Origin of the sequence: Salinicola aestuarinus (assembly GCF_003206645.1) — a bacterium.
In the GTDB taxonomy this organism is placed as follows: Bacteria; Pseudomonadota; Gammaproteobacteria; order Pseudomonadales; family Halomonadaceae; genus Salinicola; species Salinicola aestuarinus.
In genome coordinates, this window is the sequence record NZ_PZJP01000003.1 from 12,325 (window position 1) to 26,888 (window position 14,564).

Here is a 14,564-nt window from a genome sequence, read left to right on the forward strand (position 1 = left end):
AAAACAATAAGTGACTCGACAAACGCTAAAATGTTAAAAATCGCACATAACCGAGCGTATCCTCACCCTTAGAATCTCTCTTAGAAGGACAACAACATGACACTTCTAATGGGCCTGGTCGGCGTCGTGGCACTACTGCTGATCGCGCTGGCGTTCTCCAGCGATCGCAAGGCGATCCGCATACGCACCGTGGCGGGTGCCTTCCTCATTCAGGCCGCCATCGGTGCTTTCGTGCTCTACCTGCCATTCGGTAAGGGCGTGCTCGAGTCAATATCTAGCGACGTCAGCCAGGTCATCAGCTATGCCAACGACGGCATCGCGTTTCTTTTTGGCGGGCTCGCCGACCCCAGCAACGTCGGCTTCATCTTCGCGTTCAAGGTGCTGCCGATCATCATCTTTTTCTCTTCGCTGACTGCGGTGCTCTACTACCTGGGCATCATGCAGTTGGTAGTGCGTATGCTCGGCGGCGCGCTGCAGAAAGTGCTGCGCACTTCGCGCACCGAATCGCTCTCGGCGACCGCCAACATTTTCGTCGGACAGACCGAGGCGCCGCTGGTCGTCCGGCCCTTCCTCAACAGCATGACCCGCTCGGAGCTTTTCGCCGTGATGTGTGGCGGACTCGCCTCCGTCGCGGGGTCAGTGCTCGCCGGCTACGCCGAACTAGGCATTCCGATCGAATATCTCATTGCCGCTTCCTTCATGGCGGCGCCGGGCGGTCTCCTCTTCGCCAAGATTCTGGTGCCGGAGACCGAGACCCCGGACGACGATACCGAGCGCGCCAACGCGGCGATGGAGGCCGAAGACAAACCCGCCAACGTGCTCGACGCCGCCGCCACCGGCGCCACCTCGGGGCTGATGCTGGCCGCCAACGTGGGCGCCATGCTGCTGGCGTTCATCGGTCTGATCGCACTGGTCGACGGCATTCTCGGCGGCGTCGGCGGCTGGTTCGGCATGGACAATCTCAGCCTGTCGCTGATCCTCGGCTGGCTCTTCTCGCCACTGGCCTTCCTACTCGGCATCCCCTGGAACGAGGCGACGCTGGCGGGGTCGTTCATCGGCCAGAAACTGGTGGTCAACGAGTTCGTCGCCTATATCAACCTGGCGCCTTACATCAGCGGTGAAACGGTGGTCGAAGCGACCGGCGAGGCGATGTCGGCCCATACCGCGGCGATTCTGTCATTTGCGCTGTGTGGCTTTGCCAACCTGTCGTCGATCGCGATCCTGCTCGGCGGCCTCGGCACGCTGGCCCCCGCCCGCCGCCCGGAAATCGCCCGCTACGGCCTCAAGGCAGTGCTCGCCGGCACTCTCTCCAACCTGATGTCGGCCACGCTCGCGGGTATTTTCCTGGCGCTTGCCGGCGCGGCATGAGTTCAGCGGCGCAGGCGGCAAACCGCCCGCGCCGCTTCGGCTCTCGCCGATATCCCGTCATGACCGGGCAGCCGTTGGCCGGCCCGATGACAGATTTCCGCCGAGACGACCCCCGGGTCGTCTCGCGACCCTTCGATCGACCCGGGAGTGCTTTCGATGATGACCACCGCGCGCGCCGCCGAGCTGGCGCTTGCCATGATGGATCTCACCTCGCTCAACGATGACGACAGCGACGCCGAGATCGCCGCGCTCTGCCAGCGCACGCGAACGCCCCACGGCGCGCCGGCGGCGGTCTGCGTCTATCCCGCCTTCGTCGAGGCCGCCGAGCGCGAGCTTGGCGAAATGGGCCTGCGCGACAGCGTGAGGATCGCCACCGTGACCAACTTTCCCGACGGCAGCGTCGACGTCGACCGCGCCACTCGCGAGACCAGAGCCGCAGTCGCCGCCGGGGCGGAGGAGGTCGATGTCGTCTTTCCCTACGAGGCGCTCAAGAACGGCGACGCCGAGTCCGGGCGAGCGCTGGTCGAGGCGTGCCGTGAGGCGTGCGGCGACCGCCTGCTCAAGGTGATCCTGGAAACCGGCGAGCTCGAAGACCCGACGCTGATTCGCCAGGCGGCCGACATTGCGCTGGCTGCCGGGGCAGATTTCCTCAAGACCTCCACTGGCAAGGTCGCGGTCAACGCCACGCTCGAAGCCGCCGAGATCCTGCTCATCGCGATCCGTGATAGTGGCCGTAACGTCGGCTTCAAGGCCGCCGGCGGTATCCGAACCACCGATGACGCCAAAAGCTATCTGGAACTCGCCGAACGATTGATGGGCGAGGCCTGGCTGACACCGGCACACTTCCGCTTCGGCGCCTCGGGACTGCTCGATTCGCTACTGGCGACGCTCGACGGCCGACCCGACCAGCCAACCGTCGGCGGCTATTGAGCGACATCCCGGCGGTCATCAACATCGCCAACAGCGCGGGCAGGTTTCGACGCGTGGCCCACGTCGACACTGTGAGTCGGTAAGGCGGGAAACAGCATGCTCATTCAGGAAATCATCCGTCGCAAGCGCGACGGCCAGACACTCAGCCGCAAGATGCTCGATCTGATCACGCAGGGCATCACGGACGGCAGCATCGGCGACGCCCAGATCGGCGCCTTCGCCATGGCGGTGTATCTCAACGGCATGGATCGCGACGAATCGGTGGCGCTGACCGAATCGATCCGTGACTCGGGCCAGGTGATGCACTGGCACGATCTCGAGTTGCCGGGTCCGGTACTCGACAAGCACTCGACCGGGGGCGTCGGCGACCTGGTCTCGCTGGTGCTCGGTCCCTGGGTCGCCGCCTGCGGCGGTCACGTTCCCATGGTCTCGGGTCGTGGGCTCGGCCATACCGGCGGCACGCTGGACAAACTCGAGTCGATCCCCGGCTACGACATCGCCCCCTGCGACGCCACCTTCCGCCGGCTGGTGAAGGAAGTGGGCGTGGCGATCATCGGTCAGACCGGCTCTCTCGCCCCTGCCGACAAACGTCTCTACGGCGTACGCGACGTCACCGCAACGGTGGAGTCGATTCCACTGATCGTCGCCTCGATCCTGGGCAAGAAGCTCGCCTGCGGTCTCGACACGCTGGTGATGGACGTCAAGGTGGGCAGCGGCGCCTTCATGCCGACGCCGGCAGCCTCCCGGGAGCTGGCTGAGGCCATCGTCGCCATCGGCGGCGATGCCGGCACCCGCACCAGCGTGCTGCTCACCGACATGAACCAGCCGTTGGCCGATTGCGCGGGTAACGCCCTGGAGGTTCACGCGGCGTTGCGAGTGCTGCGCGGCGAAGACACGTCGTCGAGGCTCTACGCCGTGACGCAGTCGCTTGCCGCCGAAATGCTGGTGCAGGCCGGTCTCGCTGGCGACGACGCGGACGCCCGGCGCCTTCTGGATCGCGCGCTGAACAGCGGTGAGGCGCTGGAGCGCTTCTCGCGCATGGTGCACGGCCTCGGCGGACCCGCCGATCTGGCCGACCGCGCCTGCCATCATCTCGCCGAGGCGCCGGTGAGCCTGGACATCGAGGCAGACTGCACCGGCGTGATCAGTGCAATCGACACCCGCGAACTCGGCATGGGCGTGGTCGAACTCGGCGGCGGTCGGCGCAACCCGGGGGACGCCATCGATCCGGCGGTCGGCCTCTCGCGCATCGCGGCGCTGGGGGAGCGGGTCGAGCCCGGTCAGCCGCTGCTGCGACTGCATGCCCGCGACCGCGCCGACGCCGAGGCGGTCACCAGCCGACTCCGCCGCGCCTTCAGCGTGAGCGAGACGCCCACCGACACCCCACCGCTCGTCCACGCGACCCTGCGCCCGGAGGCAACGGCATGACCCAGGACTCCGCTATGATCTCAGGCACAACGATTGCTCGACCCGGCCAGCGCGCGGTGCTGCTGGTGCTCGACTCCTTCGGTATCGGCAACGCACCGGATGCAAAAGCCTACGGTGATGCCGGCGCCGATACGCTGGGTCACATCGCCCGCGTTCGCGCTGACGCCGGCCGACCGCTCGAACTGCCCAACCTCGCCGCGCTCGGGCTCTACCAGGCTCACCGGCTGGCGACCGGCGAGTGGGCGGCCGGCATCGATCCGCCCCAGGCTATCAACGGTAGCTGGGCGTCAGCGCAGGAGATCTCGTCGGGCAAGGACACGCCGTCAGGCCACTGGGAGATCGCCGGCGTCCCGGCGCGCTTCGAATGGGGCTACTTCACCGAGCGCGAAGCGAGCTTCCCCGCCGAGCTGCTCGAGGCGCTGGTTCAGCGTGCCGAGCTGCCCGGCGTGCTTGGTAACTGCCACGCCTCCGGCGTCCCGGTGATCGAGTCATTGGGCACGGAGCATATCGAGAGCGGCAAGCCGATCGTCTATACCTCGGCGGACTCGGTGTTCCAGATCGCCGCCCACGAGACCCACTTCGGTCTCGAGCGGCTCTACACGCTCTGCGAAATCGCTCGCGAACTGCTGATGCCCTACAACATCGGCCGCGTGATCGCCCGGCCTTTCGTCGGCGAGACAGTGGAGACCTTCGAGCGCACCGGCAATCGCCGCGACTACGCCATCGAACCGCCCACTCCCACGGTGCTCTCGAGACTCGATGACGCCGGCGGCCGGGTGATCGGCGTCGGCAAGATCGGCGATATCTACGCCCACTGCGGCGTCAGCGAAGTGCGCAAGGCCCACGGCCATGATGCCCTGTTCGAGGCTACCCTCGGCGCGATCGACGACGCCGTGCCGCGCACCCTGGTGATGACCAACTTCGTCGACTTCGACACGCTCTACGGCCACCGCCGCGATCCCGAGGGCTACGCGGCGGCACTGGAAGCCTTCGACCGCCGCCTGCCAGAGGTTCAGGCCAGGCTCGGCCCCGAGGATCTCTTGATCCTCACCGCTGACCACGGCAACGACCCCACCTGGCGCGGCAACGATCACACCCGCGAGCAGGTGCCGGTGCTGATGCAGGGTGCCGGGCTTGCCGCCGGTGGCTACGGCATACGCGAAACCTATGCCGATATCGGCCAGACGCTGGCTGACTATTTCGACCTGCCCGCCATGGACGACGGCCGCTCGCTGCTGGGCGAGCGGCCGCGAGGAGAGAACTGATGGCTACACCGCATATCGAAGCGCGTGACGGCGATTTCGCCGACACCGTGCTGATGCCCGGCGACCCGCTGCGCGCCGAGTTCATCGCCGAGACGTTTCTCGACGACGTCGTCTGCGTCAATCGGGTGCGCAACATGCTCGCTTTCACCGGCACCTATCGCGGTCGTCGAATCTCGGTGATGGGCAGCGGCATGGGGATTCCGTCACTCTCGATCTACGCCAAGGAGCTGATCACCGAGTACGGCGTCAAACGACTGGTCCGCGTCGGCTCGTGTGGCGCGGTGCGCGACGACGTGGCGGTCAACGACATCGTCATCGGCATGGGCGCCTGCACCGACTCCCGCGTCAACCGCACCCGCTTCAACGGCCACGACTTCGCCGCCATTGCCGATTTCGGCCTCACCCGCCACACCGTTGACGCCGCCGCTGAGCGCGGCACCCCGACCCAGGTCGGCAACCTGTTCTCGGCGGATCTGTTCTATACCCCGGACGTCGATTTCTTCCAGACGATGAAACGTCTCGGCATTCTCGGCGTCGAGATGGAGGCCGCCGGGCTCTACGGGGTGGCCGCCGAGTTCGGCGCCCGGGCGCTGACGGTGTGTACCGTCTCCGATCACATCCTGAAAGACGAGGCGCTCGACGCCCAGACGCGCCAGACCGGCTTCGCCGAGATGATGACGATTACCCTGGATGGCCTGCTGCGCGACGACGAGGAGCAAGCCCAATGAGTCAGTCAACCCAAGAGACTGCCATCGCGGTCAGTGATGACATTCGACGCGCCGCGCTCGACGTGCGCGCCAACGCCTACGTGCCCTACTCCGATCACCCGGTGGGGGCGGTACTGATCAGCGACAGCGGGCGCACCTACGCCGGCTGCAACGTCGAGAGCGCCAACTACAAGGGGCTCTGTGCCGAAGGGAGCGCCATCGCTGCGCTGGTCTCCAACGGCGAGCGAGTGATCAAGGAGATCTACGTCATCGGGCCCGGGGCGCATCTGTGCACGCCCTGCGGCGACTGCCGCCAGCGCATTCGCGAGTTCGCCACGGTCGATACGCGCATCGTGGTGCTCGACGGCGACGGCGCCCCGCTCAAGCAGTACCGCATGGACGAGCTGCTGCCCGACTCCTTCGGCCCGGAGAATCTCGACAAACGCTCACCGATGGGCTGACGCCGTGACGATGCCGCCGCTGACGTTCCGCACCGCCGCTGCGGACGACATCGAGCGACTCTGGGCACTGCGCACCGAGGCCGCTCGCGTGCAGTGCGCGGGATACTACCCGGCCGAGGCGCTGGAGACCTGGCTCGCCGCACCGCCAAGCGCGGCGTTTCGCCAATACGTGTCGCGAGGGCATGCCATCGTCGGCGAGCGGACGGGGAACCTCGTCGGCTACACGGTCATCGATGCCCCCGGACGGGAGCTCGAAGCGCTCTTCGTGGCGCCAAGCGCCTTTCGACAGGGCTACGGGGCGCGGCTGCTGCAGCGCGCGGAGCACCTCGCCGCGACACTCGGCATCGAGAGCCTGACGCTTTCCGCCGCCCTCAACGCCATCGACTTCTACCGCGCCCACGATTACGTGCTGATCACTACCGACACCATCAAGCATCGCAGCGGCGTCACCCTGGAGCGCGGCGTCATGCGCAAGACGCTGACGCCGACTTCATCGTCGTGACGCACTGCTGGCGTGAGCGACGTCAGGCCTGCGCCTCGAGCGGCTGCCGGAGGCCTTCGGCCCGGAGAATATCAACCCGGGACCTGAGTGATTTCGCGGGGGCGAATCACGCCCTGTGCGACGCCGCGGCTAAAGGCCGAACACGATGGCAAACCTCGCGCTAGTCAGGGGCCCATCCAAGCGGTGGTTTGGTTATACTCGGTGACAAATAAAAGCTACTCGATGTGCCCGTGCCACATCGTTCGGGATCACCGATGGCCACCGCCCGTTTCTCTGCTTTCGAAGCGTTACTGCTAAAGAGTCAGGATCAGCGTCAAAGCGCTGAGCTTCTGCTCCTAGCCTGGGTTTTCGTCAACAAGCACGAAGCCCTCGATGAAGATCGTCACTACCTCGAGACGCTCACCCAGCGCGTGCATCAGGTTCAAGATCTCACGACCCTGCTCGAGGCCGCTCGACGAACCGACCTGGGTGACATCCAGCTTGCCGCCGAAGTGCTGCTGCGCGATGGCACGGGGACTCGTCCGGCCTTCCTGCGCCAGGCGATCGTGCTGGCGACCAGCGATGCCGCGCTGAGTCCGCGCAACCACCATATCCTGCGCTTTCTAGCCGACCTGATCGGTGTCACCCCCGACGCGCTGTCCCACCTCTACCAGGACGTGACCGGCCTTCGCCTCGAGGCACCGGGCGACCCCAGTCGACATGATTACTGGGCCGAGACAGCCAGTGACAGCGGGCAAGATAGCCCGGACGATGAGCCCCCCCGCGCCGAGGAGGCGGAAAGCTCACTACGCCCCGGCTGGCGCGAGCGAGCGCGTCAGCGCGTGGAGCGCCAGCGTGAGGCTCGCCAGCAGCGGCGCGATCAGGAGCGCCAGCAAGCCGAAGCCCGACAGCGACAGCGAGAAGCCGCCGCCCAGGCCGCCCACCAGCGCGAGCAGGAACGCCTGGCGCGGGAGCGGGAGCGCCAGGCGCGCGAACAGGCACGCGAAGAGGCCAGACGCCGCCAGGAGCAGCGACAAGAGGATCAACGACGCTATGAAGAAGCTCGCCAGCGGCACCGCGAGCAGAGCAGCGCCCACGCCTCTCCACCGGACTTTCGGGTACGCCTGGCACTGCTCGAACTGGAACTGGATGCCAGCGCCTCGCGCAGCGAGATCAAACGCGCCTACCGGCGCCTGGCGCAGCGCAACCATCCCGACCGTTTCTACGGGCAGAGCGAGTGGCGTTTGAAACTCGCCTCTCAGCGGTTCCAGCGCATCAAGAACGCCTACGATCTCCTGATGCGACATGCGTGATCTCTATCGCCGGCTTGGCATCCCCAAGGATGCCGCGCCCCCGACCCTCGAAAATGCGCTCAGGCGCTGCGACCACCAGTCTCTGAAAGTCGACGCGGCCGCCGTGCTCGGTGTCACGGCTCGTCGTCGCCAGTACGACGATCTCCACGCGCTGCTCAACGATCTGGGAAGTCTGCGCGTCGGTCTCGGGCTGACCCACGCGCCCCATTGGCAGGGCGACGTTGCCAGCGACTTCACGCAACCGCCACCGACCCTGTCGCGCCAACAGGCGTTAATCCAGAAGCTGGAAGCCGTGCTCACCCAGCGCCAGCGTCGCTGGCGCCTGGGGCTGGGCTTTTTCGCGGTCCTGCTGCTGGTCGTCGCCGCCTTCGTCCTCGGGCGGCTGACGGCATAAGCGGTCGCACCCGCCGCACGGCTGCGGTGACCCACGGTTTGCGCCTCGCTCTCCCACCGCCGGCACGTCGGCCAGGATCGAGCCTCGCCGAGCATGATGCGGGCTCGTCATGCGCTCGGGTCAGGCTTGAAGTCATTCCTCGACGCCCTCATCTCTCGGCCACTACCGCGACAACGGCCCGGCACGCCACGTGTCGAGCACCGGCAGGATGAACGCCCGCCGAACGTGTCGCGAATCGACCGAGGAGAGACGCAATGAAAGTTTTGATGGTACTGACCTCGCACGATGCCATGGGCGATACCGGTCACAAGACGGGCTTCTGGCTTGAGGAGTTCGCGTCCCCGTTCTACGTCTTCCAGGATGCGGGGGCGGAGATCACGCTGGCCTCCCCGGCAGGCGGACAGCCGCCGGTTGACCCCACCTCGGCCCAGGCCGACGCCCAGACAGAGTCGACCCGTCGTTTCGAGGCCGACGACAAGGCGAAGGCGCAGCTGGCCGAGACCCAAAAGCTCGCCGATGTCTCGGCAGATGACTTCGACGCCATCTTTTACCCCGGCGGCCACGGCCCATTGTGGGACCTTACCGGCAACGCCGATTCGATCCGTCTGATCGAGACGTTCCTCGCCGCCGACAAACCGGTGGCATCGGTCTGCCACGCCCCCACCGTACTGCTCCAGGTCAAGACTGCCAGCGGTGAGCCGCTGGTCGCCGGGCGTACGGTGACCGGCTTCACCAATAGCGAAGAGGAAGCCGTCGGCCTGACCGACGTCGTCCCACACCTGCTGCAGAATGAACTCGTCCGCCTCGGTGCGAACTATCGTCGTGCCGACGACGACTTCGCCCCGTTCCACGTCGAGGATGGCCTGCTCATCACCGGTCAGAACCCGGCTTCGAGCGAAGTGACGGCCAGCGCACTGGTCGACCGCCTCCGTTAAGGCGAACGCCCCGGCCGCATGAGCGGTCGGGGCTCTCCCCCTTCCCTCTTATTGCCCTTGTCTGCTGTTTCGCAACGGCGCCAACAGCCCCGCCAGTCCGTTGTGATCGATCTCCTGCATCAGCGCCAGAAGGCGACCGACCTCACCGTTCGGGAACCCCTCCCGGGCAAACCAGTTGAGATAGTTCCCCGGTAGATCGGCGATCAGCCAACCTTCGTATTTACCGAATGGCATTCGCCGCGTTACCAGTTTCTCGAGGTCCTCGGGTTCCATCATCTCTCTCGTCAAGGCACGCCAACCCGCCTGGCTGTGCGGTTCTCGTATGCCCATGCGTTGAGCGCATGAGCCCATTCTCTTTCGGCGTTTGTCGGCCGCTACCGATCCGCGGTTAGGGTATAGCACCATGAAGACGGTGCATCACACCGACGAATAACGACAACGGGAGATGGATATGCAAACCTCACTGAGGCCGCTCGTATTCTGGCCAACCTTTCTAGTGCTACTGGCCGCCGTGGTGGCAAGCTACGTCGACCTCGACGGCTTTCTCGCGGTGGCGAGCACCCTCAACAGTGCCATTCTCGACAACTTTTCCTGGCTTTTCAGCCTCGGCAGTCTCTACCTGCTGATCATGGCGGTGGTGGTCTACGTCTCGCCACTCGGCCGGGTTCGCATCGGCGGTGCCGAGGCGACACCGCTGCTCTCCAAGCTCCGCTGGTTCTCCATCACACTCTGCACGACGCTCGCCGTCGGGGTCCTGTTCTGGACCACTGCCGAGCCGCTCTATCACCTGATGTCACCGCCGACGTCGCTGAACCTGGAGCCCGGCTCCGGCGAGGCCGCGCTATTCGCGATGTCGACGATGTTTCTGCACTGGACCTTCACGCCCTACGCCATTTACGCCGTACCGGCGCTGATCTTCGCGCTTGCCTTCTACAATCTGCGCCTGCGCTTTTCGATCTCGAGCATGCTCGAGCCGATCTTCGGCCCTCGCGTGAAGCGGTTCGCCGGACTGATCGACGCCGTCTCGCTCTACGCGCTGGTCGCGGGGATGGCGTCGTCGCTGGGCACCGGTGCGCTGACGCTCGCCGGCGGCGCGGGGCAGTATCTCGGCGGTGAGACGACGCCGCTGCGACTCGGTGTGATCATCGCGATCATCGTCACCACCTTCGTCATCTCGGCAGCCAGCGGCCTGCAGAAGGGTATCGCGCGCCTCTCGTCACTCAACGCCGTGCTGCTGCTGGTCCTCGGCATCTTCGTCTTTATCGTCGGGCCGACGATCTATGCACTCTCTCTCGGCGTCGAGTCGTTCGGGATCTATCTGGACAACTTCTTCACCAAGAGCCTGTTTACCGGCGCCGCCGGCGACGACCAGTGGCCGCAGTGGTGGTCGATCTTCTACTGGGCGGTCTGGTTTGCCTGGGCCCCGGTCGCCGCGCTCTTCCTCGGCAAGATCTCCCGGGGCTACACGGTGCGCGAATTCCTGCGCATCAATCTGCTTTACCCGGCGCTATTCGCCAGCGTCTGGATCGTGATTTTTTCCGGCGCGGCGCTCTATTTCCAATCGCACGCCGGTAGCCCCAGCGGCGCGGATCTCTACGCCATTCTCGACGACCGCGGCGTAGAGAACGTGCTCTACGAACTGTTCCGCCAGCTACCGCTCTCGGGTCTCTGGATTCCGCTATTGCTGTTCGTCGCCTATATCTCCTACGTCACGGCGGCCGACTCGCAGACCGACGCCATCGGCAACCTCTGCACCCGCGGCCTGACCGCCGACTCCGACCTCAATGCCGGCGTTCCGATGAAGGTGATCTGGGGCGTGATCGTGGGGATCGTCTCCTGGGTCATGGTCAGCTTCGTGGGCATCGACGGCGTCAAGATGCTCTCCAACCTTGGCGGCCTGCCCTCGATGCTGATCGTGCTTCTCGCCTCCGGCTCGCTCTGGGTCTGGCTCAACAATCCGCAGCGGCTCGACGTCGCCGCCACATCCCCTCGCGATGAGAGTGTTTCATGAAGATCAAGCAGGACTTTCCCCACCGTGTACGCGAGATCGAGAATGCGTGGATCACGCTCGCCGACGGTACTCGGCTGGCGGCACGCATCTGGCTACCGGAAGGCGCCGCCGGCACCCCCGGCGCGGACACCGACGCCCAGCCGGTGCCGGCGATCCTCGAGTATCTGCCCTATCGCAAACGCGACGGCACGGCGATTCGCGACGAGCTGACTCACCCCTATCTGGCCGGCCACGGCTACGCCTGTATTCGGGTCGACATGCGCGGCAATGGCGAATCCGACGGCCTGATGGCGGATGAATACGCCCCGCAGGAACAACAGGATGCGCTGGAGGTGATCGACTGGATCGCCGATCAGCCCTGGTGCGACGGCAATCTCGGCATGATGGGCATCTCATGGGGGGGCTTCAACAGCCTCCAGCTGGCAGCGCTGCGACCCGAACCGCTGAAGGCGATCATCACACTCTGCTCCACCGACGATCGATACGCCGACGACATCCACTACAAGGGCGGCAACATGCTGCTGGAGAATCTGGCGTGGTCGGCGACCATGCTCAGCTTCTCCGGCGCCGTTCCTGACCCGGCGCTGGTGGGTGAGCGCTGGCGCGACATGTGGCATCACCGGCTCGACAACATGCCGCTGCTCGCCGACACCTGGCTCCAGCATCAGTCACGCGACGACTACTGGAAACATGGCTCGATCGGCGAGAATTACGCCGATATCGAGGCGGCGGTCTACATGGTCAGCGGCTGGGCCGACTCCTATATCGACACCATTCCGCGCATGATGGAGAAGCTCTCCTGTCCGAGGAAAGCGCTGATCGGACCGTGGATGCACAAGTATCCGCACTTCGCGATTCCCGACCCGGCGATCGGGTTTCTCCAGGAGGCGCTACGCTGGTGGGACTACTGGCTCAAGGGCATCGACACCGGGGTGATGGATGAGTCCCCCTGCACCTTCTATCTGCAGGATGGCCTGCCCCCGGCGCCGAAATACCTCGAGCGCCCCGGTGAGTGGGTACGCACCTCGAGCTGGCCGGCGCCGGCTGACGAAATCGAGCCCTGCACACTCGTTCTCGGCGACGCGGGGCTGAGTGACACCGGCGAGCTCACTCGGGCGCAACGTATTGCATCACCGCTCACCGCGGGATCGTTTCAGGGCGAGTACATTCCGCTCTGGTTCGGCGCGGATTTTCCGACCGACCAGCGCCGCGACGACGCCCTGTCGCTGACGTTCGACAGCGCCCCCTACGCCGACGGGCTGTCGCTTCTGGGTCAGCCGACACTCAACGCGCAGATCAGCAGCGATGAGGCCTGCGGCCAGCTTCACGTTCGCCTCTGCGACGTGGCGCCGAACGGTGAAAGTGCGCTGATCACCTACGCCACGCTCAATCTCAACCTGCGCAACGATCCGGGGACGATCGATCCGCCCACGCCGGGGGCGCCGATGGCGATCACGCTGTCGCTGGACATGATCGGTTATCGGCTGCCGCCGGGGCACCGGCTGCGATTGGCCCTCTCCAGCGCGAGCTTCCCGCTGGTCTGGTCGCCTCAACGGCGCGCCGACCTGACGCTGCTGGCCGGCGCCCCGTCGCTGACGCTGCCCACCTGCCAGACCGAGTCGATCCCGATGCCGTTCGAGGCACCGGAAAGCGCCACACCGTGCCGTCTGGAGACACTGCGCGCGGGCACGCCCAAGCGCACGCTCAGCGAAGATGTAGGAAGCGGCGAAGTCACGGTAACGGTGGAGGACGACATGGGCGACGTCCGCTTCACCGACCACGGGCTACGGGTCGAACAGCGCGCGAAAGAGGTCTATACCAGCCACCCGACGGATGCCTCGCGCACGCGCGCCGACATCGAGTGGACCTATCGCGCCGGACGCGACGAAGGCGAAGGCGCCTTCCAGGTGACGGTCATCAGCCGGCATCATCTGCACTGCGATGAGACGACGTTCTATCTCACCGCCGAGCAGCTCGCCTACGAGGGGGATGCCTGCGTCAGCGAGAAGCGCTGGCAGCGAGAGATACCGCGCACCGCGATCTAGCGCAGTGAATACGAGTCAGCGCGGTGTGCGTGCTATTCTCCGGGGCCGAAACCGTTCGGCCCCGGAACCCTCATGTCCTCTCGCGATGCCCTGCCTCCGCTGACCTGCCTGCGTGCCTTCGAGGCAGCCGCCCGACATGCAAGCTTCACCCAGGCGGGGGGCGAGCTGCACCTCTCCCAAAGTGCCGTCAGCCGGCAGATCCAGCGGCTGGAGGCGGATCTGGGACGGCCGCTGTTCGAGCGGCACCCGGAGGGGCTCAGGCTCACCCCGGCCGGCGAGCACTACTACCATGCCGTGCAGCGGGCGCTGCGCGACCTGGGCGACGAAACCGCCCGACTACGTCGTCGCGGCGGCGAGCGCCAGCTAACGCTCGCATCAAGCCCGACCATCGCCTCGATCTGGCTCGCCCGTCAGCTCCCCGACTTTCAGCGCGCCCACCCCGACATCGAGATTCGTATTCTCACCGTCGAGGACCCCTACCGGCTGGATCTCGGCGAATTCGATCTGGGGATCTACTATCACATTCCCGACGAGGTCGATCCGCCCGGTCTCCAGGCCGACGCCATTTTCGAGCACGAAACCGTCGGCGCGGTCTGCAGCCCTCTCTATCAACAGCAACACGGCACGATCGACGAGCCGACGGCGCTGCTGACCGGGCACACGCTGATGGTGGTGGAGGATCACTACCATGACTGGCTCACCTGGGAGCAGTGGTATCGCGAACTCGGCCTCGCCTGGCAGCCGCCCGCCCACACGCTGCGTGCCAACAGCTTCCAACTGCTGATGAACGCCACGCTGGCCGGACAGGGGATCACGCTTGGCTGGATGCGCCTGCTCGACGCCGAGCTCTCGCAGGGGACGTTAATTCAGGCGCTGCCGCAGACGCTCACCAGTCGCGGGCGTCTGTCACTGTTTACACCGGAACATCGGCATCTCTCCGCGCCCATGCGCGCCTTTCGCGACTGGGTGCTCGCCGCGCGCTGATGGCAAGCGATGCGGGGGAACATCGTTTGAAGGGCGAAACCTCGGCACGACGCGCGCAACGCCTGTCATCACTGCATCGCCCCACCGGAAGGCGGGGCGATCAGCCGCCACTGGAAGCGGTCCCCCGCCTAGGCAGCACGGCTTCGCCGCAGGCGCTGGCGTCTTGCGAGAGTGTCGAATGGCGTTTAGCTGCCCGCCTGCCGAAGCGTGGAACGTCTGACGCTTCTCCAGTCGCGACGCTG

General features: G+C 65.8%; 14 protein-coding genes. 13 read left to right on the forward strand and 1 reads right to left on the reverse strand.

Translation table 11 applies throughout. The features are described from left to right. Window positions 1–96: 96 nt before the first annotated feature. From DOM41_RS02930 to DOM41_RS02975, 10 genes are all read left to right on the forward strand, one after another. Entirely contained in the window at window positions 97–1,368 is a 1,272-nt protein-coding gene (locus DOM41_RS02930) for a NupC/NupG family nucleoside CNT transporter (protein WP_110685363.1), read from the forward strand. Window positions 1,369–1,524: 156 nt separating this feature from the next. Continuing rightward, on the forward strand, window positions 1,525–2,298 hold the full coding sequence (gene deoC, locus DOM41_RS02935; RefSeq protein WP_157956825.1) for a deoxyribose-phosphate aldolase: 774 nt from the start codon (window positions 1,525–1,527) through the stop codon (window positions 2,296–2,298). Window positions 2,299–2,394: 96 nt separating this feature from the next. Then, entirely contained in the window at window positions 2,395–3,726 is a 1,332-nt protein-coding gene (gene deoA, locus DOM41_RS02940; RefSeq protein WP_110685364.1) for a thymidine phosphorylase, read from the forward strand. A 14-nt stretch (window positions 3,727–3,740) separates the two neighbouring features. After that, window positions 3,741–4,991, forward strand: coding sequence for a phosphopentomutase (locus tag DOM41_RS02945; RefSeq protein ID WP_110685365.1), 1,251 nt, complete (start codon window positions 3,741–3,743; stop codon window positions 4,989–4,991). Then, on the forward strand, window positions 4,991–5,719 hold the full coding sequence (gene deoD / locus DOM41_RS02950; RefSeq protein WP_110685366.1) for a purine-nucleoside phosphorylase: 729 nt from the start codon (window positions 4,991–4,993) through the stop codon (window positions 5,717–5,719). Before DOM41_RS02945 ends, deoD begins: the two co-directional genes overlap by 1 nt. Then, window positions 5,716–6,159 (forward strand): cytidine deaminase, encoded by a 444-nt coding sequence (locus DOM41_RS02955; protein WP_110685367.1) that lies wholly within the window; start codon window positions 5,716–5,718, stop codon window positions 6,157–6,159. The genes deoD and DOM41_RS02955 overlap by 4 nt, the downstream gene beginning before the upstream one ends. 10 nt (window positions 6,160–6,169) lie before the next feature. Beyond that, entirely contained in the window at window positions 6,170–6,661 is a 492-nt protein-coding gene (locus DOM41_RS02960) for a GNAT family N-acetyltransferase (protein WP_157956826.1), read from the forward strand. 254 nt (window positions 6,662–6,915) lie between these two features. After that, window positions 6,916–7,953 carry a J domain-containing protein gene (locus DOM41_RS02965; protein ID WP_110685369.1) on the forward strand — a complete coding sequence of 346 codons (1,038 nt, stop codon included), beginning with the start codon at window positions 6,916–6,918 and terminating at the stop codon, window positions 7,951–7,953. Then, a complete protein-coding gene (locus DOM41_RS02970) occupies window positions 7,946–8,347 on the forward strand; it encodes a hypothetical protein (RefSeq protein WP_110685370.1) in 402 nt (133 codons plus the stop codon). The genes DOM41_RS02965 and DOM41_RS02970 overlap by 8 nt, the downstream gene beginning before the upstream one ends. A gap of 254 nt (window positions 8,348–8,601) precedes the next feature. Beyond that, window positions 8,602–9,282: a type 1 glutamine amidotransferase domain-containing protein gene (locus tag DOM41_RS02975; RefSeq protein WP_110685371.1), complete on the forward strand. Its 681-nt coding sequence runs from the start codon at window positions 8,602–8,604 to the stop codon at window positions 9,280–9,282. A 48-nt stretch (window positions 9,283–9,330) separates the two neighbouring features. Here the strand turns inward: DOM41_RS02975 and DOM41_RS02980 are convergent, their stop codons facing one another. Next, window positions 9,331–9,555, reverse strand: coding sequence for a DUF3820 family protein (locus DOM41_RS02980; RefSeq protein ID WP_110685372.1), 225 nt, complete (start codon window positions 9,553–9,555; stop codon window positions 9,331–9,333). A gap of 178 nt (window positions 9,556–9,733) precedes the next feature. On the opposite strand from DOM41_RS02980, the gene DOM41_RS02985 reads away from it, so the two are divergent. From DOM41_RS02985 to DOM41_RS02995, 3 genes are all read left to right on the forward strand, one after another. Then, window positions 9,734–11,293, forward strand: a complete 1,560-nt coding sequence (locus DOM41_RS02985) for a BCCT family transporter (protein WP_110685373.1) — start codon at window positions 9,734–9,736, stop codon at window positions 11,291–11,293. Continuing rightward, the gene (locus DOM41_RS02990) at window positions 11,290–13,338 is read left to right on the forward strand and encodes a CocE/NonD family hydrolase (RefSeq protein ID WP_110685374.1); all 2,049 of its coding nucleotides are present in this window, start codon (window positions 11,290–11,292) and stop codon (window positions 13,336–13,338) included. Before DOM41_RS02985 ends, DOM41_RS02990 begins: the two co-directional genes overlap by 4 nt. Before the next feature lie 72 nt (window positions 13,339–13,410). After that, entirely contained in the window at window positions 13,411–14,322 is a 912-nt protein-coding gene (locus DOM41_RS02995) for a LysR substrate-binding domain-containing protein (protein ID WP_110685375.1), read from the forward strand. Window positions 14,323–14,564 lie beyond the last annotated feature (242 nt).

Bases quoted from the DNA above. Each gene is read 5' to 3' on its own strand.
- DOM41_RS02975 (WP_110685371.1), top strand. From the start codon at position 8,602: ATGAAAGTTTTGATGGTACTGACCTCGCACGATGCCATGGGCGATACC.
- deoA (WP_110685364.1), top strand. From the start codon at position 2,395: ATGCTCATTCAGGAAATCATCCGTCGCAAGCGCGACGGCCAGACACTC.
- DOM41_RS02985 (WP_110685373.1), top strand. From the start codon at position 9,734: ATGCAAACCTCACTGAGGCCGCTCGTATTCTGGCCAACCTTTCTAGTG.
- DOM41_RS02990 (WP_110685374.1), top strand. From the start codon at position 11,290: ATGAAGATCAAGCAGGACTTTCCCCACCGTGTACGCGAGATCGAGAAT.
- deoD (WP_110685366.1), top strand. From the start codon at position 4,991: ATGGCTACACCGCATATCGAAGCGCGTGACGGCGATTTCGCCGACACC.
- DOM41_RS02995 (WP_110685375.1), top strand. From the start codon at position 13,411: ATGTCCTCTCGCGATGCCCTGCCTCCGCTGACCTGCCTGCGTGCCTTC.
- DOM41_RS02930 (WP_110685363.1), top strand. From the start codon at position 97: ATGACACTTCTAATGGGCCTGGTCGGCGTCGTGGCACTACTGCTGATC.
- DOM41_RS02970 (WP_110685370.1), top strand. From the start codon at position 7,946: ATGCGTGATCTCTATCGCCGGCTTGGCATCCCCAAGGATGCCGCGCCC.
- deoC (WP_157956825.1), top strand. From the start codon at position 1,525: ATGATGACCACCGCGCGCGCCGCCGAGCTGGCGCTTGCCATGATGGAT.
- DOM41_RS02955 (WP_110685367.1), top strand. From the start codon at position 5,716: ATGAGTCAGTCAACCCAAGAGACTGCCATCGCGGTCAGTGATGACATT.
- DOM41_RS02980 (WP_110685372.1), bottom strand. From the start codon at position 9,555: ATGGAACCCGAGGACCTCGAGAAACTGGTAACGCGGCGAATGCCATTC.
- DOM41_RS02945 (WP_110685365.1), top strand. From the start codon at position 3,741: ATGATCTCAGGCACAACGATTGCTCGACCCGGCCAGCGCGCGGTGCTG.
- DOM41_RS02960 (WP_157956826.1), top strand. From the start codon at position 6,170: ATGCCGCCGCTGACGTTCCGCACCGCCGCTGCGGACGACATCGAGCGA.
- DOM41_RS02965 (WP_110685369.1), top strand. From the start codon at position 6,916: ATGGCCACCGCCCGTTTCTCTGCTTTCGAAGCGTTACTGCTAAAGAGT.